The sequence below is a fragment of the Mesorhizobium cantuariense genome (assembly GCF_042647205.1).
GTDB classification, from domain to species: domain Bacteria; phylum Pseudomonadota; class Alphaproteobacteria; order Rhizobiales; family Rhizobiaceae; genus Mesorhizobium; species Mesorhizobium cantuariense.
In genome coordinates, this window is record NZ_JBHRVD010000001.1 from 672,499 (window position 1) to 693,352 (window position 20,854).

Below are 20,854 nucleotides of genomic sequence, written 5' to 3' on the forward strand. Positions count from 1 at the left end.
GATTGGTTGGGTCATCCGCGGTGTCCGGCCTTGGCGAGAGAAGTTTTGGGAGGGGCGAGATTTTCGGAGATCGTGGCAGCGATCTCTCCGAGAGCATGGATACGCACGGTCGGCTGCTTCGGCAGCCTGACCGTCAACTCAAGCTTTCCGCCGACGGCTTCGACATAGCTGCGAAGCGTCGAAACGTACATATCAACTTGGTTTTCGATCTTCGAAACAGACGGTTGTTTGATCTTCAGAGCGGCCGCAACATCTGCTTGGGCCTTGCCTGCGATCCGGCGCAGTGCCCGAAGACCTTCTACCTCCTGGATCTCCTCCGTATACCGCGCATCGATGCGATCCCGCGGTCTTTGCGGAAAGGATGCGATGACGCTATCGAGACCGCGTCCCATGAAATTGACTCCGTAATGTTGGCGCCCGCACTTCCGTCTATACGGAAATATTAGATTTGCGAGAGGGGTCGCGCGATGGCTACGAGGTAAGTCAACAACTCGATTGTGCTATCCCGAACGCTCTATCGAACTATCGGAATGCCGACTCTCTTACCGAATATAGCTCTCAGGCTATGTTGGGTCAACGATAGGTAGCATGGGGATGGATGCAGGACCATGCCTTGTATCTGAGGCGATTTTTCGGTCGTGCCCCGCTGAGTGGTGTAGCTCGGCGGTGACGAAGCCGCTCGCGAGCGCGCCCCCGACATGATGAACCTGCGCGCGCTCGTGGAGAAGAGCCCTGATTGCGATCTCCTGGCGAGATGATCGGCTTTGCCGCCGAGCGTCTGATGGAGCTGGAGGTGGGAACCGCCACCGGCGCCGCCTATGGCGAGAAGAACCCGCTGCGGACGGCTCAGCGCAACGGCTATCGCGATCGCGATTGGGAGACGCGGGCCGGCACCGTCGAGCTGCGCATCCCCAAGCTCAGGAAGGGCTCCTACTTTCCGGGCTTCCTCGAACCGCGGCGCATGGCGGAGAAGGCGCTGACGGCCGTCATCCAGGAGGCCTACGTCCAGGGTATCTCGACCCGCTCGGTCGACGACCTGGTCAAGGCCATGGGCATGAGCGGCATCTCCAAGAGCCAGGTCTCGCGGCTGTGCGAAGAGATCGACGGCAAGGTCAAAGCGTTCCTTGAAAGACCCATCGAGGGCGACTGGCCATACCTGTGGATCGATGGTGCGCCGTGCGGCGCGGGAGGTGCGCATGAGTTAGCGTGACCTCTCAAGCTTGCCGACTTTCAACTGGCGGCTGAGATGCCGCCCGATTTACAGGAGCAGTGGATCGAAGGGGGCCGAGAAGCCTGACCGGGCGTCGTCGGTTGGGTTGCATAAACAGATTGGCCTTAAGTGTGCCGGATGCGGGCCATCAACCGCAGGCCGGGCTACCGCAATGCCTATGGCGAGACAACGAAGCGAGCGTCAGAAGCCTCGAAACACAGAAATCGCTTCCATTAGCGTGATGGCGTGGAGGCACGAAAGAGCAATCAGAGGCGGTAAGGCTCGTCTATTCTTACTGCCGGGTTCTCGAAGAGACCCGAGATGGGACTGGCTCCTATGCCCCATCTCCCGCATTGCACGGGGTAGAGCTCACCGCCTAACGGCACAAGGTTGGAAGTCGGAACACGGGAACTTGGATTGTCTGCCCGGTTTGGAAGCCGGGCTCGCTGCGACGGCCAGATATTGGACAGCCCCAAGGGCGGAGCTTTCGTAGTAGTCGGAGCACGGGAAAGCCGCGCACATGGCGAAGGGAAGCAGGAAGGCGATGGGATTGCAACGACGGAGGAGTGATCTGTGGACATGGATCATCGGACAGACAAAGTCTGGGTACTCGGCATTCAAAGCAAACTCTATCAGTGGAGTAAGGCTAATCCCGACGACCAGTGGTGCGACATGTGGGGTTGGTTGACCGACCTCAGGGTGTGCTGCGTCACGCCTGGCAGCGCGTTTCCTCCAACAAAGGTGGGCGCACGGCTGGGGTTGACGGGATGACGGTGGGACGCATTCGGAACAGGAGTGAACATCGCTTTCTGGTCGATCTCCAGGCGGATCTGCGCCGCGGCGCATACCGGCCAAGTCCGGCCAGACGCAAGTTCATTCCAAAGGCCGGGAAACCTGGGCAATTCCGGCCCTTGGGCATCCCCACCATCAGAGACCGCGTCGTACAAGGCGCGGTCAAGATTCTTCTGGAGCCGATCTTCGAGGCACAGTTCTGGCATGTCTCTTACGGGTTTCGGCCCGGCAGGAACACCCATAGTGCCTTGGAGTACATTCGTCGGGCAGCCTTGCCGCAGAAGCGGGACAGGGACACCCGTTCCGTTCTTTGCCAGAAGATTGACGTAGTAGGGGCGCAGGGGAATCGCGCCGAAATCAAGCCCCTGGTCTTCCTCATCGACAAAGAGGAATGGTTCGTTCCTTATATCGAACGGAAGTGGTTTGTCGCTGAGACGGCGCTTCGCGAATGTGTCGGCCAGAACGACCTCTACGATCTCTACTCTGACGTCGGCGAGCTTTTGTTTAAGGTCAGCCAGTACGTGGCCTGCGGTTAGAAAGCAGACCGAGCCTCCGATGTCGATCAGCGTTCCGTTGTATGCGGCAAAGGACAGTGCGTCGTTTTTGGAAGCGTTCGCTAATCGTTAGGTGACACAAATCGCCAAGAGATGACGGCCAAAGAACTCTAGGGTGTCGATGCTGCCCCACTCTGAGCTGTCGTCTGTCTGGTCCATCTATTCGACTCGAGGATGGTTCGCCCGTTCGTCCGGCAGACTGCATGATCGGCGTTGGCAAGGCAATCGAGGCGGCAAACCATTGCTTGAGATGAGTAACCAACCGGCCACCTCCACCGGATCGGCACGCTGTGTACAACGGAAACACAGCGCCTTGGCAGCCCTCGGAATCCCAGCCGCCGCCCATGCAAACTTCGCACGATCTCTCCTGCGGAATACGAGGGCTTTGCGCCACCATCAAAGCGCTCGGCAAGCATATTTTCCGAAGCCGATGCCTGAAAGGGCGGAGATTTGATTACACAAATCCTTGCACAAAGTAAGAAAACATGCCAATTATCTGTTTATAAACAAGTAGAAGTAAGGGAAGGTCGTTCGGTCTTACGAACCGTTCGCCAGCGTCTTGGTCCAACAGCCATTCGCCCAGGAGATCATTCGTCGCATAGCTCGTGCCCTGCTCGGCGCCGTCCGTTTCGCGTATCGCATCGTAGCCGTAGAGCGTTTCCTAAAGTGAGCCCAGTGCGTTGGCCCTGTTGAGCGAGCGGCGACGTGTGAATAATCGGACCGCGAGCCGGGGTCCCGCCACAACGGCGATCTTCGGATCTACCCCTCGCATGTGGGCGCGACACTAGAGCGGTTTTCCCTTAATCGGAGTCGTTTGTTTGCAGTGAACGGCTTGTTCTGATTCCCTGATGGAAGTGATTTGCGGAAGGAGCAGCGGCATGGCACGAGCTTACAGCCTGGATTTGCGGACGCGTGTTATCGAGGCGATAGAGGCAGGCCTGTCGACCCGAGAAGCGGCACGGCGGTTTGCGATCGGGATATCGACGTCTGGTGCATGGTATCGGGCCTGGCGTTCGAGCGGCAATCTGGAACCTGGGCGGCAGGGCAAGCCGAAGGTATCGAAGCTGGACGCGCACGAGACTTTCATTCTCGCCTTGGTCGAGACCGATGAGCGGGACATCACGCTTGCCGAGATCGTCGATCGCCTTGCGGCAGAGCGCGGGGTCAAAGCCAGCCTGACGACGGTCCATGCGTTCTTCGCAAAGCGTGGCATCACGTACAAAAAAAGACAGCGCACGCGGCCGAACAGCAGCGACCGGATGTTTTGGCAGCGCGGGAAGAGTGGTTCGAAGGCCAACTCGATCTCGATCCGAGCCGCCTGATCTTCATCGACGAAAGTGGCCTCAATACCAAGATGGCCCGGCTACGAGGCCGCTCTGCGCGTGGACAGCGTTGCCGGGCGGCTGTTCCTCATGGGCACTGGAAATCCACGACCTTCACGGCCGGCCTGCGCCTCGACGGGATCGTCGCGCCCTGGCTCCTGGACGGCGCCATGGATGGCGAAGCATTCCTGGTCTACTTGCGCCGCGTCCTCGTGCCGACGCTTCAACCCGACGATGTCGTCGTGATGGACAACCTGCCTGCTCATAAAGTGGTCGGTGTCCGCGAAATCATCGAGGCTGCGGGGGCTTCCCTTCGCTATCTTCCGCCCTACTCCCCGGACTTTAACCCCATTGAGATGGCCTTCGCCAAGCTGAAGGCTTTACTGCGAAAGGCAGCAGCCCGGTCCATCCCGGAATTATGGGACGCCGTGGCCGTCGCCATCGATCGTTTCCACCCCAAAGAATGCGAAAACCTGTTCGCCCACGCCGGCTACGATGCCTAACCGTGATTATCCAGAAACTGCTCTAGAGCCGCACACGCTATGCATTGTTCGAGGCGTGCCACCAGTCGAACCTTCTGCGAACGAAGCTCGTGACCAACGTTTTGCAACTTGGATTTGCCTTTGGACGCGGCCGCAGAAATCAGTTCGCATTCAAGCCAAGCTATTCGATCTCGCAGGTGCTGAGCCTCAGCCTGCCGTATATCTCTAATCCAGCCTGGACCACGCATATTCCACGCTCACCATCTGTGAAGGCTGGGTAGCATCCGAAAACTAACGCCGGCAGATTCGAAAAACTCGAATTTTAACCGTCGCTAAAATTAGCCGCGCCGCCGGCAACTGGCTCGCTGCATCAACCTTTGTACGGCGACAGTTGCGCTTCCTTGCCCTTCGCGTCCGAAATAATCTTAATGGACTTCGTAAGAGCTTGTTCAGCGCCAGTATCTAAAGGAACCGCATGACACCGCGTCGCAGGCGTATTCTGGGCAAATCAATAGTCGTGACGATAATTGCAGTCGTCGCAACCTTCGGTTTGTCTTTTACGGCTCGGCTTGCGCTGCAGATGCCGATCGACTGGCTGAGCTGGGTGGAATGCACCTTCATTCCCATCCTCATCGGGATGCCGGTCAGTGCCTACATTTTCACCCAGGCGGAAACGATCCAGGAGACATGTGACAAGTTGGAGAAGTCTCATGCAGCCCTGAAAGAGACGCATAGCAGGCTCACCTTCGTCACCAGTCATGACCCGATGACAGGACTTCTTAGTCGCGGTGAATTCATCGCAAGGATGGATAGAAGCCGCGATGAAGGGGAATGCGACACCCTTCTCCTCATCGATCCCGATCACTTCTCGTCAATCAACGACAAGCACGGCCATGCCAAGGGTGACGAAGCTCTGGTTCGGATTGCGAAGGCGCTCATCTATACAACGCGCCCAGGAGACGGGATCGGTCGCCTTGGCGGGGAAGAGTTTGGGGTGTTGCTACGTCACATCCGCAAAGAGCATGCAAAGACCATTGCGGAGAAGATCCGTCGTCATATCGAGCGGGTTCCTGGCGTGAAAGGGCAACAAGACGGCGTGAAGGTGACCGTCAGCATCGGTGGTGCGGAAATCCCTCATGGTGCAGATACTCAGGATGTCCTCCGCACTGCCGCACGATGCCTTTTTGAAGCGAAACAACGTGGGCGGAACCGCGTTTCGTTCGATTATGAAGCAGCCAAGTTGCGAGTCGTGACACCGTAACCAACCCCGTCTGGGAGAGAGGCCGATGGAAAAACACGCCGCGGCCTGGTGGTGCTGATGGCTTTTTGGTGGACCGGTGGCCGTCGGTGCCACATTCACTACGTCGGCCCGGCAGCGCTAGGCCTGGATTTGCAATTCCTCGGAGCGATGAGACCGCCCGGGCTTCAGATTGCGGGTCGTTCTGGGCCATGCGCGAGAGCGAGAGCGCAGGACGTGCTTGCTGACAATAGGGTCATTGCAGTGAGCGAGCTGCCGGCCGCCGATCTACCGGGCCTTGCAATTTTTCGTTTTTTGCTGCGCCCAACTCCAAAGTTCGGTTATGAATCGGGACTGGCCGGACGGCCTGCCCACGTTGCAATTGTTACAAAGGAACACGCATATGGCGACTGGAACCGTGAAGTGGTTCAACAGCAGTAAGGGATTTGGATTTATCCAGCCTGACAATGGCGGTCAGGATGTTTTCGTTCACATTTCCGCCGTTGAGCGAGCGGGGCTCTCGACCCTCGCCGATGGCCAGAAGATCAACTATGAAATCGAACAGGACCGCCGCACTGGCAAGTCCTCTGCTGGCAGCCTCAGCAAAGCTGGCTGAATCTTCTCCAGCGTCCTGGCAACAGCCGATGGACAAGGTGCATCCAGGCTGGGAAGCCAAAGCTGTTTGAAAGGGAAGGCGGGGCTGGACCCCGCCTTTTCACATTCCGGGCAGATGCAGATGGTGCCGATGGCAGCTTGCGCGCTCCAGAAAAACCTCGATTTCTGAAATCAAGCTGCGACCTTCTTGCGGGTCCGCTTCGTTGGCGCCGGCGTTTCCGGCTCTTTCGGTTTGCGGCCGAGCCCCATCGTCTTGGCCAACGCCGAACGCGTTGCGGCGTAATTCGGCGCGACCATGGGATAATCCGCCGACAGACCCCATTTGGCGCGATAGTCGTCCGGCGTCAGCCCATAATGGGTCGACAGATGGCGCTTCAGCGATTTGAATTTCTTGCCGTCCTCAAGGCAGATGATGTAGTCCGGTGTCACCGACTTCCTGATCGATACCGCAGGCTTGAGAGCCTCCGCTTCTTCTGCGGAAACGCTGGCGCCGGCAGTGCCTTTGAGTGCCGCGTAGACCTGGCTGATCAGGGCAGGGAGATCAGCTACCGGGACCGGATTGTTGGACACATACGCTGAGACGACATCGGCGGTGAGCTCGATGAGAGTGTCGATGTTGTTTTTGGCTTCTTCCGTCATGAAACTCTCCAGATGGCTTGAAAGACAGTCGGGGAAGCGTCGCTACATAGTGGCGGTTGCCGCGGAAAGCAATAAAGCCCAGGCAAGACTATTGCGATGCTCGTCCTGCACCGCGGTTGGTAGCAACGCTTCCCGCCCATATCACGTTGATGGCGAAGCTGATCGGCACTGCGGTTGTCGGCGAAAGTACCGCCATAGTGCGGGATCGCCTATCATCCAACTTGATCGTTGCGCTGGAGCTGAATGAATGCGCCTGGCAAGGGTGCAGTCGGGGCTGGGACTGCACCGATGGTCCGTGGGCATGCCTTTCGGCGCCAATCCCGAGAGGTAGCCGTTTTGCTCTTCGCAGTTGCACAAAAATATGCCAAAGGCGACACCCGCGATGGATAACGCTAGGGAAGGAGGCTTCGCTTGAGCATATCTGCTGAGACCAAGGCGATCACGCCGCCGGACATTCGCTTGCTGTAAAGGCCAGGCTCCGCTCGTCTGCCTGACAGCCTACACGACCCCGGTCGCCCGGTTCATCGATCCGCACTGCGATGTTGTGCTGGTGGGCGACAGCGTCGGCATGGTGCTCCACGGCCTGCCTTCGACTCTCGGCGTGACGCTCGACATGATGATCCTGCACGGCAAGGCGGTGCGGCGTGGCCTCAAGCGTGCGCTCATGGTCGTCGACATGCCGTTCGGCTCGTATGAGGAAGGTCCCGGGCAGGCTTTCCGAAACGCAGCCCGGGTGATGGCCGAGACCGGTTGTGCGGCCATCAAGATCGAGGGTGGCGAGGCAATGGCGCAGACGATCCATTTTCTCGCCGCGCGTGGCGTACCGGTCATGGCCCATGTCGGCCTGACCCCGCAGGCGGTCAATACTTTCGGCGGCTATCCTGTGCAGGGCTGGGGCGAGGACGGTGAGCGCATCCGGCGCGATGCCAAGGCAGTGGCGCAGGCCGGTGCTTTTTCGGTCGTTCTGGAAAAGGTGCCTTGAGCCGCTCGCCCGGCGGATCACCGAAGAGGTGGCCGTCCCGACGATCGGAATCGGCGCCTCGCCGGCGTGCGACGGGCAGATCCTGGTGGTCGACGACATGCTTGGCCTGTTCGGCGACTTCCGCCCGAAATTCGTCAAGCGTTACGCAGAGCTCGGACAAATTGCCGAAGCGGCGATCGCGGCTTATGCGCAGGATATACGCGAGCGCCATTTTCCTGCGGCCGAGCATGTCTTCGGCGATGCGCCGAAGACCGTCAAAGGAGGAGAGGCAGCGTGAGCATACCGATCGTCCGGACCGTCGCGGAATTGCGCAGCATTGTTTCAGCCTGGCGTCGCGAAGGCCTCAAGGTTGCCGTCGTGCCGACGATGGGCGCGCTGGATGAAGGCCATCTCAGCCTGGTGCGGGCGGCGCTAGAGCAGTTTCTGGATAATCACGGTTAGGCATCGTAGCCGGCGTGGGCGAACAGGTTTTCGCATTCTTTGGGGTGGAAACGATCGATGGCGACGGCCACGGCGTCCCATAATTCCGGGATGGACCGGGCTGCTGCCTTTCGCAGTAAAGCCTTCAGCTTGGCGAAGGCCATCTCAATGGGGTTAAAGTCCGGGGAGTAGGGCGGAAGATAGCGAAGGGAAGCCCCCGCAGCCTCGATGATTTCGCGGACACCGACCACTTTATGAGCAGGCAGGTTGTCCATCACGACGACATCGTCGGGTTGAAGCGTCGGCACGAGGACGCGGCGCAAGTAGACCAGGAATGCTTCGCCATCCATGGCGCCGTCCAGGAGCCAGGGCGCGACGATCCCGTCGAGGCGCAGGCCGGCCGTGAAGGTCGTGGATTTCCAGTGCCCATGAGGAACAGCCGCCCGGCAACGCTGTCCACGCGCAGAGCGGCCTCGTAGCCGGGCCATCTTGGTATTGAGGCCACTTTCGTCGATGAAGATCAGGCGGCTCGGATCGAGATCGAGTTGGCCTTCGAACCACTCTTCCCGCGCTGCCAAAACATCCGGTCGCTGCTGTTCGGCCGCGTGCGCTGTCTTTTTTTGTACGTGATGCCACGCTTTGCGAAGAACGCATGGACCGTCGTCAGGCTGGCTTTGACCCCGCGCTCTGCCGCAAGGCGATCGACGATCTCGGCAAGCGTGATGTCCCGCTCATCGGTCTCGACCAAGGCGAGAATGAAAGTCTCGTGCGCGTCCAGCTTCGATACCTTCGGCTTGCCCTGCCGCCCAGGTTCCAGATTGCCGCTCGAACGCCAGGCCCGATACCATGCACCAGACGTCGATATCCCGATCGCAAACCGCCGTGCCGCTTCTCGGGTCGACAGGCCTGCCTCTATCGCCTCGATAACACGCGTCCGCAAATCCAGGCTGTAAGCTCGTGCCATGCCGCTGCTCCTTCCGCAAATCACTTCCATCAGGGAATCAGAACAAGCCGTTCACTGCAAACAAACGACTCCGATTAAGGGAAAACCGCTCTAGAGCGCGTGGATCGGGTGATCGTGACACTCTTCATCAACCCGAGACAGTTCAACAATGAGGCTGACCTTGCCGCCTATCCACGAACGGAGCACGAGGACGCTGCCAAGCTCGCGCCGCTGGGTGCCCATATGCTCTACGCACCCGATGCATCTGAAATGTATCCGGAAGGTTTCGCCACCGCGGTCTCGGTGAGCGGGGTGAGCGATGGGTTGTGCGGTGCGTACCGTCCCGGCCATTTCGACGGCGTGGCAACTGTCGTAGCCAAGCTCTTTCTGCAGACGGGCGCCGATCTGGCCTTCTTCGGAGAGAAGGACTTCCAGCAGTTGCACGTCGTGCGCCGGCTGACGCGCGATCTCGATATTCCGATCGAGATCGTCGCTTGCCCGACGGTGCGCGAAGCCGACGGTCTGGCAATGTCGTGGCGCAACCTTCGCCTCTCGTCCGTACAGCGACAGGCGGCGCCGAGCCTCGCGGAAATCCTGTTCGCGTTGGCCGAGCGGCTGGCGACAGGGGCGACAGCCGACGACGTACTCATTGAGGCGCGGCAGGCAATCCTGGCGGCCGGCTACAAAGAAGTCGAGTATCTTGAACTGCGGGCCGACGATGACCTCGCGCCGCTCGACGCCGCGGACAGATCGACACGCATCCTCGTGGCCGCATGGCTGGGGGACATCCGGCTCGTTGACAATGTGTGCGTCCGGCCAAAGCAAAGCACTTCCAAAAGGTTTGCTTCACCTGCAGCCGCTTAAGTCTCTGACGCATCCAAGTCTGCCTCAAAACCCTCGACTCCCTGCGCGGGTGAGCTTGCCACCCCGATAGCACGGATGTTTCCGGCGGTGGCGTACGCAGTTTCCGGCCCCATTCGAAGCGCCTCGCTGGTCCATGTTCCCATCACGGGCTATTTCACCGAGTTCACCGGCTACGTCACCAACAATGCCGGATCATTCCGAATTGGTCGAGCGACCTCGCTATTGCGAAACTATTGCGAAGCGGTTTGGGCCATTCCACGGTTACCCGGATCATCGCCAAGCGTTTCGCCAAAAATGAACGGCGCTTAGCCAACGGCCGAGAAGCTAAAGGAAATTATCGGCGGGAAGGTTCGCAAGCGCGCCTCCACAAGAGCCCAGAGACGTAAGAGCTATCTTGAGATTTTCGAGGCGGCGGTTCCCGACCCGGCGGATATTGGCTTGGCAGGTGAGTGAGGCCCGAACCGTCACTGCAGTCGGGTTTCCTAGGATAGACAAGGTCACGGTTGCCCATGTTCCAACCAGTTTTCGAGTGCCAGTCCAGGCACGAGGGAAAACTCGCGCTCATTGTCTGCGACCGGCGTGGCGTCGATCGCCAACGCTTGCGCGGCAATCCATGTATCGTTGGCCCCAATTGGCGTTCCTTGAAGCTCCAGAAATGCTCGAACCTTCGCATAATGTCGCGTTGTGTCGTAGTCGACTCCGACAAACGGGAGCCGTTGAGCCAGCGCGGCCAAGCGAGCGCGGTTGCGGTCGCCATAAGCGCTGTTCTCGGCGCCGAATTCTAGTTCGCCCAGCACACAATGGCAGAGAGCCGCATGGCGCTCAGTTGCTCGGACTCCAATCGTCCACGCACCTCGATTCGACCTTTCATAGCCGCTATCAGGATATTCGTGTCGAGAAGGTAGAGTGACGTCACAATCTAACCGTCCAACGAAGTCTCATGTTCAGCCTGCTTGTCGTCAGGCGCGACCAGATCGATTTCATCGGCGTCTGCCCAAAAATCACGAAAGGCGTCGGCCGCCACGCGGGGATGGTCGGGAACAAGGCGCGCGATCACCTTGCCGTGCCTGGTGACGGCGATTTCTTCGCCAGCTTCGACTTCCGCCAGCAAAGCTGAGAAGCGGGATTTCGCCTCCACTACGGTGATGCTTTTCATCGGCGTCTCCATAAAATGACCATGTGGCCAGAATATATGTGCAAGAGCACGTCGTCAAACGAACCCTGCACCGTCGGGTCACAGACGTGATTCCGCAGCCTCATGTAAGATTCGTCGAATTGCACCTGCGGACTTCTCGATCACAACTCCGCAAGCCGCCGCTTTCGTGTTGAACCGTCATCGCCTTGACAACACATTCAGCTATCGTGAGCGGGTTCCGGTGATGCATCTGTTCGCACAAATTAGCTGTTCAGCAGATCGGGAGGAAAGAATGAACGCTGAGGCTTTCGGCACCCCGCTGTTCGTGAAACGTGACACATACATCGTACAAGAGATTGCGGACCTCGCGGACGCCATCGATTTCCTCACTGAATGGCCAGACGATCGCAGGGACGGAGTCCACGAGATCGCCCTTAGGACGTGCTATGATGCCTATGATGGGCGAAAGCCTGTGAGTGCTGCCCGCAACGCCTTTTTTGGCTTTGCGAAACGGGTCGCCATATTGGAGGATGAAACTTCCGCGATGCAGTGGCTCGCCGCCTGCAAGTCGGGCACCGGAAAGGTGCAAGCATAGGTTTTGGCCACTTCTGCTGCTGGGACTTCGTGGATGGCTAGAGGCGCGTTGAGGGAGGTTCGCCATGCCGCATAACAGTTTTGCTCGTCCAGAGCAATTGGCAATGCTCAGCAAGGCCCTCGCGGAGCTAGGCGGCCATTTCCCGCCGGACAGCCCCGAACGCGAGGCCTTGGCCGCGAAGATCATGGCGCTGTTCGAAAGCGGGGCCGGCACGCTGAAAGAGATCAAGAAGGCGCTGAGCGACCGAGACGCTGCTCCTTGAACCTCACTGGCCTTGTCCGGTCCCAAGGGGTGAAAGCGGCTCGCCCGTAGCAGCAGGCGGTTTCCGTTCTTGCTGCGGATCCAGCCGATGGGCGCTGCCAGCCTGCGGCCGTTTGACAAGCCGGCCATCGGGGCGCTAGCACCATCCAAAGCTGAGAGTCGCAGGGCAGAACTGACCGCATCCATCGGGCTGCGCGACCTCGACCGGCTTACACCCAACTGGACTTATCGCGCATCAGCATGGTGATGCGACATCTCCTGTGTTGAGAGCGCGATGACGGAGCTTGGTTGTGACGCAGCTGTGCGCGAAGCGCCCAGCTGTCGGCAGGTGAGCGAAGAACGACTTGGTGGAGGTGAGATAGTCATGCGGCGTGAAGATTCCCCGCCCTTTGCGGCAACCACACTGATGCCTCTTCAGAACCCGGTCTTTCGCTCGATCTGGACAGCCACGCAGATTTCCAGCCTCGGCTGGCTCGTCCAGAGCGTGGCTATCGGCTGGCTCATGGCGACGATTTCAGCCTCCGACCTGATGGTGGCACTCGTTCAGGCTGCATCTACACTGCCCGCCTTCTTCTTGTCGATCCTTGCTGGAGCCATTGCAGACAGTTTTAGCCGCCGCGGGGTGATGCTTGCCGGACATTGCCTGATCGCACTGGCGTCCACGACGCTGGCTCTCGCTGTCGGTCTGGGCTTTGTCAGTCCGTGGTTGATCCTCGGATTGGGTTTTCTGGCCGGATGCGGCTTTGCCTTGAATGATCCAGCCTGGCACGCCTCCGTCGGTGATATCCTGGAAAAGCGCGAGATACCCGCTGCGGTGACACTGATGTCGGTGGGATATAATATTGTCCGAAGCGTAGGTCCCGCACTGGGCGGTGTTATTTTGGCCTTCCTTGGCCCGCTGGCAGCATTTGCATTGGCGGCGCTGAGCGACCTGGTCCCGTTGAGCGCTGTCCTGCGCACCAAGTGGCAGGTTCGCTCTTCGCCTCTTCCGCGCGAGCGCATGGCGACCGCCATTCATGATGGCATGCGCTTCACCGCGATCTCCTCGGAGATCAGAGTGGCGATTGTGCGTGCAACCCTGTTCGGGCTGTCTAGCATCTCGATCCTTGCTCTCCTTCCCCTCCTCGTCCGCGATCAGCTGGCGGGTGGGCCACTTGTTTACGGCGTCCTGTTGGCCGGCTTCGGCACAGGTGCCTTTGTCGCAGGCATTAGCAATGGTTACTTGAGACGCATTGCGACCCAAGAGCGATTGGTCACGCTGGCGTCCGTTGCCTGCGCAACGTGTTGCCTTTTGCTGGCCGTCACATCATCCGTGACGGTGGCGGCGATCGCGCTTGCAATCGGTGGCGCAGGCTGGGTCGTCACCTGGACCGGAACCGACGTGTGTGTGCAGTTGGCAAGCCCAAGGTGGGTCGTTGGTCGCACTCTGTCGATCTATTACGCTTTGACCTACGGCGGTATGGCAGCCGGCAGCTGGATCTGGGGAGCTGTCGCGCAGAACTATTCCCTGACGTGGGCTTTGGAAGGTGCTGCAGTGGCACTGTTGCTGGTTGCAGCAGCGGGAAAGGTATTGCCGATACGACTATGGGAAGAATCGGATCAAGGGGCTGCCGACTTCATCCCACCAGAACTGGCCCTTACTCTCCGGCCGAGGAGCGGTCCAATCGTGGTCAAGGTGGAGTACTCGATCCCCGAACCTAATATCGAGGCGTTTCTGCGCTGCATGCGCGAAAGGCGGCGCGTTCAGACCCGTGCCGGTGCGCGCAATTGGACGCTGCAGCGAAATCTTCAGAATCCGACTCTTTGGACTGAGACATTCCGCACTCCGACATGGACGGATTACCTTCGTCTAAATCATCGCCTGACTTTGGCTGACAGGGAGGTAGCCGAGCGCCTAGCCGCTCTGCAGGCTGATGGGTCTTCTCCTCATCTCGCACTTTCGATCGAACGGTCGACAAGCCCTGCCTCTGGCAGCGAAGTTCAGCCTGTGCCCTTTGTATCGCGCCCGTAGCTGACGTTTGAAACGGCGCTCGGCGGGCACTCTCGCAGTTTTTGGGAAACCTGATTCGCAATTGACGCGAGCAGTTGTTGATCTACGTCACGATCTAGCTATTGCCTTGGCAGGCTGTGCAGCCTGCCGCTCGCTCCTCCTGGAATGGTGAATGCACAATCCTTACGGTTTGACCCTCGTGGGTGGCCGTCAGCAACGCGAGCACTGACACTGACTACAGAAGGGATGAACCATGATGCTCTCCGGCGTTCCCAGTCCATGGCCAAAGCATTGCGAAAAGCTTTGGCCATGCGGCAGATCGATTTGTCGGCAGCGAATGCCCATGAAGTAGTCCCTCAGCAGCATGGCATTTCAGACGGGAACGTTCTCAAAAGTCGGTTTGCGGTGTTGGGATATCACTCTCACTGACGATTTTTGTGGAGCATGGTGGGCAGCAGGGAGCTGCGTCGTTCTATCAAGCCGCATTCGGAGCAGTGCAAACCAATGCGCATTTTCTAAAGAGACGAAGTGAGCTGATGGCCGTCGACATGCGGCTTGGGGATCGGACGATCTCTGTTTGCGGCGCTAACCCTCGTCGTGAAACTGAGCCACTTCGGGGCGGCCCATTTTTCCCGAAAGAACCTGGCTCGGTCAGCACGACGGCCTCGGGAGGCCGCGAAATCAGTGCCGTATGCGTATCCGCCTGAACATGAGGCAGGCCCTTAGTGGGTCTGGCCGCATCGTCTTGGAGACCCATGTTTCTCGCCGCGTTCGTTATTTTCGATCTACATGAATGACGCCCCCGGTGTCCCTTCATAGGTTTTCGCCACCTGTCGTGATAAATACCAGCACCCCAGGTATTCGCTACGAGTGCAGCAGCGTCGAAGATGCAGCCGATCAGCTGCTCCAGTGGACCAAGCACGGTCCCAGATGGAACGAGGCCGTACGCGTCTGTTTGTCCGCCTTGGCCGGAGAGCTGACGCCTGCCGATGCCCGCATCGCCTTCAAGGCAGCCGCCAGAGAGGAAGGCCTGCTTGTCTAGCAATCTCGATCATGGATCGAGCGGGGGCCCGGAGAGCGCCCGAGAAATTCGAGGCCGGCGACGGTCCGATCTGAAACCGTTCTCGGCAAAGGGAAGGTCGGCACGCGCCATGACGGCACGTCATTACCCGTAACCCATTTGATCACTGGCACGTCCGCGCGAAGCCGATCTGCAGCGGCCGAGCCGGCACGCCGCACCAGATTGGTGCAGTGCACATACCACTGTCACACATCAGCCCCAATGTGCTGTCGCGGGCGGGAAACCATCTTCAAGCGGAGGTTCAAGAAATGTCCAAACCCACTGACAAGTCCAGCGCAACCGAAGCCACCGAATTTGCGGCATTCAATCCCGACAAGGCTACCGATCAACTTCGCGCCGTCGCTGACAAGGGTATGGAGCAAACGAACGAGGTGCTTCAAAAATTCAAAGGCGCTGAAGAGACCCAGAAGGCGCTCGAGTCGAGCGCCGAAACCGCGAAGTCGGCCGGCAACGAGTTGTCGCTGAAGATGATCGCGGCATTGCGCGCGAACGCCGAAGCTGACTTCTCGCACCTTGAGGCTCTGGTCCGTGTGAAGTCGCTGTCCGAAGTTTTTGAATTGCACAGGATCTTTCTGCGCAAGCGCCTTGAAATGGGTGTCGAGCAAGTCAAGGACATCCAGGCGCTCACCGCCAGGGCGGCGGCCGACGTTTCCAAGCCGGTCAAGGACGCCTTCGCGAAGGCCCTGAAGGGCCTCGAGGCCGCCTAGTTTTCTAGTCTTACTGAGTCACGAAAGCGCGCGGAGGGGGATTCGTAGGCGACCTGGTTGTGATAGGTTGGCGATTCACAGCGATGGATGGGCGCCATGGTCAGCGAGGACGGTTGCGAAGCAGCCGCGTTTGATGGGTATTTGGAAGCACTGGTCGAGGTCATAGGCCATGCCGATCGGGCAGAGCCGCTGCGGGATTATTGTACGGGTTTGATGATGCCGGTGGCGCGCAAAAGCGTGGAGCCCCTGGCCGCCGTTACGGCGCCATCACGTGTTTCGGCCAAGCATCAATCGCTTTTGCATTTCGTGGGACAAGCGCCTTGGTCGGATGACGCACTGCTGGCGCGCGTTCGTGATTGGGCCTTGCCGCGCATGATCGAGCGTGGCGGTGCGATCACCGCCTGGATTGTCGACGACACTGGCTTTCCAAAGAAGGGGAAGCATTCCGTCGGTGTCGCACGCCAATATTGCGGCCAGCTCGGCAAGCAGGACAATTGCCAGGTTGCCGTCAGTCTTTCGATTGCGAATGAGGGGGCCAGCTTACCGGTTGCCTGGCAGCTTTATCTACCTGAGATCTGGGCAAATGATCCAGAGCGCCGGAAGAAGGCGAAGATCCCGGACGAGATCCTATTTCAAACCAAGCCACAGATCGCGCTTGAACAAGTACGTGCGGCGCTAGAGACGCAGATGCCGGCGGGCGTGATCCTTGCCGACGCCGGTTACGGCGCAGACGGCGGGTTCCGCCGAGGATTGACCGAGCTGGGCCTCAGCTATGTCGTGGGTGTCCAGCCGACGCTCAGTGTTTGGCGCCCAGGCGAAGGACCGCTACCGCCCAAGACCTGGAGCGGAAAGGGTCGGCCGCCGTCGCTGATGCAACGAAGCGCGGATCATCAACCTCTTTCAGCCAAGGCGCTTGCGGAAAGTCTGCCGATAGACGCGTGGCAGACCGTCATATGGCGGGAGGGCAGCAATACCGATCTTGCGTCGCGCTTTACCGCTGTTCGTCTTCGTGTCGCGTCCAGAGACTATAATCTCGGACATCCGCACGCCGAAGAATGGTTGCTTGTCGAATGGCCCGAAGGTGACAAAGAGCCGCTCAAATACTGGCTTTCGACCCTGCCGGAAACGACCGCGCTGCGTGATCTTGTTGCCACGACCAAGCTAAGGTGGCGGATTGAACGGGATTATCGCGAGCTCAAGCAGGAACTGGGCCTTGGCCACTACGAGGGTCGAGGTTGGCGCGGATTCCATCATCACGCCAGTCTTTGCATCGCGGCTTACGGGTTTCTCCTCTCCGAACGGGAGACGATTCCCCCCTCAGCAATCGCCCGTTCCAAAAGCAGCGAAAAACCTCCTATTCCCCGCGGTTCACGATCCAGCGAGCCCGCCCATTCGCCCCGAACGGCACACCTCAAATTCGATCGCGACGCTGCATAGAAAACTGACCGTCGCACTTGCCCGCAGATTGATGCGATGTCCCTGCTGCGCTCAGTCGAAGCCGAAATATCCAAATTTATGACGCAGTAAGACTAGCAGGCTGTTGAAGAAGTGTCGCGCTTGGCTTTGAGGATGGCCTCATCGCCATTGTGATAGGCGAATGCGATCTCGATGGAGCCGTCGTCGAGCAGTTCGGCGGAGCCATCACCTGTGGCTTCGTCCATTTCGTCGAAGCCGGCCCACGTGAAGCAGACCGTCGAGGGGCTGTAGCTCAGATCGAGGCCGGCTTGCAGAGCGCCAAAGGCGATCTCACCACTATTGTCAGCCCTGATGGTGATCGTGGCGGGTCCGCCGAGGTTGAGATAGCCGCGATCCCACAGATCGGCCTCGACGATGCGCCAGCGGCCGATCAATTGGCAGCCAGCAGGCGCGGTCATGTCGGCGCCGCCAGCAGCTTTGGCAACCGCACCAGATTGTAGGCGGCTGCAGCGAAGATGAAGGCCCATCCGACGCGATCTCGGCCACGGTACTTCGTCTTCTGCTGACCTGCGACGACCTTTATCCAGCCGAACGCCTCTTCGATCCGTTTGCGGATGCGCTGGCTGACGGCGTAGCCGCCGTGCCGGGTCGTGCGGCGATCGATAGAGGAACGGCGCCCGTTCGTGTTTTGCGCCACGTGCGGGGTCACCTTCATCGAGCGCAGTTCGTTGATGAAGTCCTGCGCATCATAGCCCTTGTCGCCACCGAGCGTGATTGCTCGCGGCCGGTCGGCATGCGGCTCGATCATGTGCAGCGCCGCCACCCGTTCGGCATGCCCGTCAGCCGGCGTCAGGCAGGCATCGACCAGCAAACCATGGCGGTTCTCCATCAACCCATGCCCCATGAAGCTGAGCTTGGCTTCCTTGCCTTTGCCCTTGCGGTAGAGCCTCGCATCGGGATCGGTCGTCGAGGCATGCGTCTCGTTCGACCGCTTCTGGCCGTGGAAGTCCGCCTCCTCATTGCGCCCGCCGCCACCCGACGGCGGCTCATCCGGGCCGTCTTTCGGCTTGAAGCTCTTGATCGAGGCCCAAGCCTCGATCAGCGTGCCATCGACTGAGAAGTGATCCGTGGAGAGAAGCTTCTTCACCTTGGGCCGTGCCAAGACCGCGTTCAGAAACTTCGCCGCGATATCGCCTTCGAGCAGCCGGTCGCGGTTCTTCGAGAACACCGAATGGTCCCACGCCGCGTCGTCAACACCGATGCCGACGAACCAGCGGAATAGAAGATCGTATTCCAGCCGCTCCATCAGCAGACGCTCCGAACGGATCGAATAGAACGCCTGTAGCAGCATAGCCCGAAGCAACTTCTCCGGCGGGATCGATGGTCGCCCGATCGGCGAATACAGCGCCGCGAATTCTCGCTCCAGCGCCGACAGTGCCTCGTTCACGATCGCACGGATCGTCCGAAGCGGATGATCCCGCCGAACCCGCGCCTCGAGGTCCACATAGCTGAACAGTTCGCCAGTTCGATTGTCGCCACCGCGCACGATTCAGTCTCCGAGTTCCTTCGGTGACAGTGAATCACGATCCCAATCCGGCCGCGAGAGGCTTTTTCAACAGCCTGCTAGTCTTACTGAGTCACGAAAGCGCGCGGAGGGGGATTCGTAGGCGACCTGGTTGTGATAGGTTGGCGATTCACAGCGATGGATGGGCGCCATGGTCAGCGAGGACGGTTGCGAAGCAGCCGCGTTTGATGGGTATTTGGAAGCACTGGTCGAGGTCATAGGCCATGCCGATCGGGCAGAGCCGCTGCGGGATTATTGTACGGGTTTGATGATGCCGGTGGCGCGCAAAAGCGTGGAGCCCCTGGCCGCCGTTACGGCGCCATCACGTGTTTCGGCCAAGCATCAATCGCTTTTGCATTTCGTGGGACAAGCGCCTTGGTCGGATGACGCACTGCTGGCGCGCGTTCGTGATTGGGCCTTGCCGCGCATGATCGAGCGTGGCGGTGCGATCACCGCCTGGATTGTCGACGACACTGGCTTTCCAAAGAAGGGGAAGCATTCCGTCGGTGTCGCACGCCAATATTGCGGCCAGCTCGGCAAGCAGGACAATTGCCAGGTTGCCGTCAGTCTTTCGATTGCGAATGAGGGGGCCAGCTTACCGGTTGCCTGGCAGCTTTATCTACCTGAGATCTGGGCAAATGATCCAGAGCGCCGGAAGAAGGCGAAGATCCCGGACGAGATCCTATTTCAAACCAAGCCACAGATCGCGCTTGAACAAGTACGTGCGGCGCTAGAGACGCAGATGCCGGCGGGCGTGATCCTTGCCGACGCCGGTTACGGCGCAGACGGCGGGTTCCGCCGAGGATTGACCGAGCTGGGCCTCAGCTATGTCGTGGGTGTCCAGCCGACGCTCAGTGTTTGGCGCCCAGGCGAAGGACCGCTACCGCCCAAGACCTGGAGCGGAAAGGGTCGGCCGCCGTCGCTGATGCAACGAAGCGCGGATCATCAACCTCTTTCAGCCAAGGCGCTTGCGGAAAGTCTGCCGATAGACGCGTGGCAGACCGTCATATGGCGGGAGGGCAGCAATACCGATCTTGCGTCGCGCTTTACCGCTGTTCGTCTTCGTGTCGCGTCCAGAGACTATAATCTCGGACATCCGCACGCCGAAGAATGGTTGCTTGTCGAATGGCCCGAAGGTGACAAAGAGCCGCTCAAATACTGGCTTTCGACCCTGCCGGAAACGACCGCGCTGCGTGATCTTGTTGCCACGACCAAGCTAAGGTGGCGGATTGAACGGGATTATCGCGAGCTCAAGCAGGAACTGGGCCTTGGCCACTACGAGGGTCGAGGTTGGCGCGGATTCCATCATCACGCCAGTCTTTGCATCGCGGCTTACGGGTTTCTCCTCTCCGAACGGGAGACGATTCCCCCCTCAGCAATCGCCCGTTCCAAAAGCAGCGAAAAACCTCCTATTCCCCGCGGTTCACGATCCAGCGAGCCCGCCCATTCGCCCCGAACGGCACACCTCAAATTCGATCGCGACGCTGCATAGAAAACTGACCGTCGCACTTGCCCGCAGATTGATGCGATGTCCCTGCTGCGCTCAGTCGAAGCCGAAATATCCAAATTTATGACGCAGTAAGACTAGATGATCCAATCAATGCGGGAGCACTCCTCGATTTCAGGCTACCCGTCATTTGCCGGTCAGGGGCCTGTCGTGCAACGCGGGTTTCTGGCCGGAGCCCGATTTGGAATGGTGGTCCATCATGGTCGACCACTCCCCCCGCAACCGGGACTTGCCAAACAGTCGCTCGCCTGGACCGGCAACGTCCAGCGCCGGAACTCGACGGCGCGATGTGCTCATCTGCCGGCGGGACACCGAAACAGTCGCGACGGTCATCAAGCGCCCGAGGTCCGCTCGTGGCCGGATCGGGTGGCAAGGCCGCGGCCTCGTCGACCGTGACCCACATCGACGACCTGGTCGGCACACCAGCTCCTTGTCGAGGCGGCGCCGAACGGCCGTCCCAGAGCGTAGACCAGGGACAAGGTGGATCTTGTCTGTGCCCAAGAGAGTCCGAGCCCTGTTTCTTCTTCGGCCAAGTGGT

19 protein-coding genes and 4 pseudogenes are annotated in these 20,854 nt (G+C 59.5%); 16 read left to right on the plus strand and 7 right to left on the minus strand.

Annotated elements, in window-relative coordinates; genetic code table 11:
• Positions 1-11: 11 nt before the first annotated feature.
• Positions 12-392: an XRE family transcriptional regulator gene (locus tag ACFOJ9_RS03175; RefSeq protein WP_095090296.1), complete on the minus strand. Its 381-nt coding sequence runs from the start codon at positions 390-392 to the stop codon at positions 12-14.
• A gap of 306 nt (positions 393-698) precedes the next feature.
• Between ACFOJ9_RS03175 and ACFOJ9_RS03180 the strand changes: the two are divergent.
• From ACFOJ9_RS03180 to ACFOJ9_RS03200, 5 genes and pseudogenes are all read left to right on the plus strand, one after another.
• Positions 699-1,168: pseudogene (locus ACFOJ9_RS03180) on the plus strand (transposase); the annotation flags it as partial.
• Between the two features lie 809 nt (positions 1,169-1,977).
• The gene (locus tag ACFOJ9_RS03185; RefSeq protein WP_378976962.1) at positions 1,978-2,538 is read left to right on the plus strand and encodes a reverse transcriptase domain-containing protein; all 561 of its coding nucleotides are present in this window, start codon (positions 1,978-1,980) and stop codon (positions 2,536-2,538) included.
• 896 nt (positions 2,539-3,434) lie between these two features.
• Positions 3,435-4,381 (plus strand): IS630 family transposase gene (locus ACFOJ9_RS03190; protein ID WP_417568608.1). Its coding sequence is split into 2 segments (ribosomal slippage): positions 3,435-3,776 and positions 3,779-4,381, totalling 945 coding nucleotides; the frame shifts between segments, so codons are not numbered across the junction.
• Positions 4,382-4,835: 454 nt separating this feature from the next.
• Positions 4,836-5,621, plus strand: coding sequence for a GGDEF domain-containing protein (locus ACFOJ9_RS03195; RefSeq protein ID WP_095090295.1), 786 nt, complete (start codon positions 4,836-4,838; stop codon positions 5,619-5,621).
• 379 nt (positions 5,622-6,000) lie between these two features.
• Positions 6,001-6,213, plus strand: a complete 213-nt coding sequence (locus ACFOJ9_RS03200; RefSeq protein ID WP_095081581.1) for a cold-shock protein — start codon at positions 6,001-6,003, stop codon at positions 6,211-6,213.
• Between the two features lie 170 nt (positions 6,214-6,383).
• On the opposite strand, the gene ACFOJ9_RS03205 is transcribed toward ACFOJ9_RS03200, so the two are convergent.
• Positions 6,384-6,851 (minus strand): MucR family transcriptional regulator, encoded by a 468-nt coding sequence (locus ACFOJ9_RS03205; RefSeq protein ID WP_095090294.1) that lies wholly within the window; start codon positions 6,849-6,851, stop codon positions 6,384-6,386.
• A 411-nt stretch (positions 6,852-7,262) separates the two neighbouring features.
• On the opposite strand from ACFOJ9_RS03205, the pseudogene panB reads away from it, so the two are divergent.
• Positions 7,263-8,110: pseudogene (gene panB, locus ACFOJ9_RS03210) on the plus strand (3-methyl-2-oxobutanoate hydroxymethyltransferase).
• Positions 8,107-8,253: pseudogene (locus ACFOJ9_RS03215) on the plus strand (pantoate--beta-alanine ligase); the annotation flags it as partial. The pseudogenes panB and ACFOJ9_RS03215, both read left to right, overlap by 4 nt.
• A gap of 17 nt (positions 8,254-8,270) precedes the next feature.
• On the opposite strand, the gene ACFOJ9_RS03220 reads toward ACFOJ9_RS03215, so the two are convergent.
• Positions 8,271-9,217, minus strand: a protein-coding gene (locus tag ACFOJ9_RS03220) for an IS630 family transposase (RefSeq protein WP_417568608.1) whose coding sequence is annotated in 2 segments (ribosomal slippage) — positions 8,271-8,873 and positions 8,876-9,217 — 945 coding nt in all. Because the reading frame shifts where the segments join, the coding sequence is not laid out codon by codon here.
• 87 nt (positions 9,218-9,304) lie between these two features.
• Here ACFOJ9_RS03220 and panC point away from each other — a divergent pair.
• Positions 9,305-10,060 (plus strand): annotated as a pseudogene (gene panC, locus ACFOJ9_RS03225) (pantoate--beta-alanine ligase); the annotation flags it as partial.
• Positions 10,061-10,557: 497 nt separating this feature from the next.
• On the opposite strand, the gene ACFOJ9_RS03230 reads toward panC, so the two are convergent.
• A complete protein-coding gene (locus ACFOJ9_RS03230) occupies positions 10,558-10,857 on the minus strand; it encodes a PIN domain-containing protein (RefSeq protein ID WP_378976967.1) in 300 nt (99 codons plus the stop codon).
• A 122-nt stretch (positions 10,858-10,979) separates the two neighbouring features.
• Positions 10,980-11,216, minus strand: a complete 237-nt coding sequence (locus ACFOJ9_RS03235; protein WP_095090524.1) for a type II toxin-antitoxin system Phd/YefM family antitoxin — start codon at positions 11,214-11,216, stop codon at positions 10,980-10,982.
• 271 nt (positions 11,217-11,487) lie between these two features.
• Between ACFOJ9_RS03235 and ACFOJ9_RS03240 the strand changes: the two genes are divergently transcribed.
• From ACFOJ9_RS03240 to ACFOJ9_RS03270, 7 genes are all read left to right on the plus strand, one after another.
• On the plus strand, positions 11,488-11,790 hold the full coding sequence (locus ACFOJ9_RS03240; RefSeq protein WP_095090292.1) for a DUF982 domain-containing protein: 303 nt from the start codon (positions 11,488-11,490) through the stop codon (positions 11,788-11,790).
• Positions 11,791-11,854: 64 nt separating this feature from the next.
• Positions 11,855-12,052, plus strand: coding sequence for a hypothetical protein (locus ACFOJ9_RS03245; protein WP_143748889.1), 198 nt, complete (start codon positions 11,855-11,857; stop codon positions 12,050-12,052).
• 363 nt (positions 12,053-12,415) lie between these two features.
• Positions 12,416-14,062, plus strand: coding sequence for an MFS transporter (locus ACFOJ9_RS03250; protein ID WP_095090523.1), 1,647 nt, complete (start codon positions 12,416-12,418; stop codon positions 14,060-14,062).
• Between the two features lie 225 nt (positions 14,063-14,287).
• Complete coding sequence (locus ACFOJ9_RS03255) at positions 14,288-14,470, plus strand: glyoxalase superfamily protein (RefSeq protein WP_378976969.1); 183 nt, start codon at positions 14,288-14,290, stop codon at positions 14,468-14,470.
• Positions 14,471-14,834: 364 nt separating this feature from the next.
• Positions 14,835-15,083 carry a DUF982 domain-containing protein gene (locus tag ACFOJ9_RS03260; RefSeq protein WP_095090291.1) on the plus strand — a complete coding sequence of 83 codons (249 nt, stop codon included), beginning with the start codon at positions 14,835-14,837 and terminating at the stop codon, positions 15,081-15,083.
• Between the two features lie 287 nt (positions 15,084-15,370).
• The gene (locus ACFOJ9_RS03265) at positions 15,371-15,829 is read left to right on the plus strand and encodes a phasin (protein ID WP_095090290.1); all 459 of its coding nucleotides are present in this window, start codon (positions 15,371-15,373) and stop codon (positions 15,827-15,829) included.
• Positions 15,830-15,925: 96 nt separating this feature from the next.
• Complete coding sequence (locus ACFOJ9_RS03270) at positions 15,926-17,266, plus strand: IS701 family transposase (protein WP_378925689.1); 1,341 nt, start codon at positions 15,926-15,928, stop codon at positions 17,264-17,266.
• 92 nt (positions 17,267-17,358) lie between these two features.
• Here the strand turns inward: ACFOJ9_RS03270 and ACFOJ9_RS03275 are convergent, their stop codons facing one another.
• Together ACFOJ9_RS03275 and ACFOJ9_RS03280 are read right to left on the minus strand one after the other, a co-directional pair.
• The gene (locus ACFOJ9_RS03275) at positions 17,359-17,703 is read right to left on the minus strand and encodes a hypothetical protein (RefSeq protein WP_095081501.1); all 345 of its coding nucleotides are present in this window, start codon (positions 17,701-17,703) and stop codon (positions 17,359-17,361) included.
• The gene (locus tag ACFOJ9_RS03280) at positions 17,700-18,791 is read right to left on the minus strand and encodes an IS5 family transposase (RefSeq protein ID WP_378924344.1); all 1,092 of its coding nucleotides are present in this window, start codon (positions 18,789-18,791) and stop codon (positions 17,700-17,702) included. The genes ACFOJ9_RS03275 and ACFOJ9_RS03280 overlap by 4 nt, the downstream gene beginning before the upstream one ends.
• Before the next feature lie 169 nt (positions 18,792-18,960).
• Here ACFOJ9_RS03280 and ACFOJ9_RS03285 point away from each other — a divergent pair, with 169 nt between their 5' ends.
• On the plus strand, positions 18,961-20,301 hold the full coding sequence (locus ACFOJ9_RS03285; RefSeq protein WP_378925689.1) for an IS701 family transposase: 1,341 nt from the start codon (positions 18,961-18,963) through the stop codon (positions 20,299-20,301).
• The last annotated feature ends 553 nt before the right edge of the window (positions 20,302-20,854 follow it).

Excerpts from the sequence above, each read along its gene's own strand:
- ACFOJ9_RS03200 (WP_095081581.1), top strand. The coding sequence starts at position 6,001 with ATGGCGACTGGAACCGTGAAGTGGTTCAACAGCAGTAAGGGATTTGGA.
- ACFOJ9_RS03260 (WP_095090291.1), top strand. The coding sequence starts at position 14,835 with ATGACGCCCCCGGTGTCCCTTCATAGGTTTTCGCCACCTGTCGTGATA.
- ACFOJ9_RS03205 (WP_095090294.1), bottom strand. The coding sequence starts at position 6,851 with ATGACGGAAGAAGCCAAAAACAACATCGACACTCTCATCGAGCTCACC.
- ACFOJ9_RS03240 (WP_095090292.1), top strand. The coding sequence starts at position 11,488 with ATGAACGCTGAGGCTTTCGGCACCCCGCTGTTCGTGAAACGTGACACA.
- ACFOJ9_RS03270 (WP_378925689.1), top strand. The coding sequence starts at position 15,926 with ATGGTCAGCGAGGACGGTTGCGAAGCAGCCGCGTTTGATGGGTATTTG.
- ACFOJ9_RS03285 (WP_378925689.1), top strand. The coding sequence starts at position 18,961 with ATGGTCAGCGAGGACGGTTGCGAAGCAGCCGCGTTTGATGGGTATTTG.
- ACFOJ9_RS03250 (WP_095090523.1), top strand. The coding sequence starts at position 12,416 with ATGCGGCGTGAAGATTCCCCGCCCTTTGCGGCAACCACACTGATGCCT.
- ACFOJ9_RS03235 (WP_095090524.1), bottom strand. The coding sequence starts at position 11,216 with ATGAAAAGCATCACCGTAGTGGAGGCGAAATCCCGCTTCTCAGCTTTG.
- ACFOJ9_RS03265 (WP_095090290.1), top strand. The coding sequence starts at position 15,371 with ATGTCCAAACCCACTGACAAGTCCAGCGCAACCGAAGCCACCGAATTT.
- ACFOJ9_RS03245 (WP_143748889.1), top strand. The coding sequence starts at position 11,855 with ATGCCGCATAACAGTTTTGCTCGTCCAGAGCAATTGGCAATGCTCAGC.
- ACFOJ9_RS03175 (WP_095090296.1), bottom strand. The coding sequence starts at position 392 with ATGGGACGCGGTCTCGATAGCGTCATCGCATCCTTTCCGCAAAGACCG.
- ACFOJ9_RS03255 (WP_378976969.1), top strand. The coding sequence starts at position 14,288 with ATGAACCATGATGCTCTCCGGCGTTCCCAGTCCATGGCCAAAGCATTG.
- ACFOJ9_RS03275 (WP_095081501.1), bottom strand. The coding sequence starts at position 17,703 with ATGACCGCGCCTGCTGGCTGCCAATTGATCGGCCGCTGGCGCATCGTC.
- ACFOJ9_RS03185 (WP_378976962.1), top strand. The coding sequence starts at position 1,978 with ATGACGGTGGGACGCATTCGGAACAGGAGTGAACATCGCTTTCTGGTC.
- ACFOJ9_RS03195 (WP_095090295.1), top strand. The coding sequence starts at position 4,836 with ATGACACCGCGTCGCAGGCGTATTCTGGGCAAATCAATAGTCGTGACG.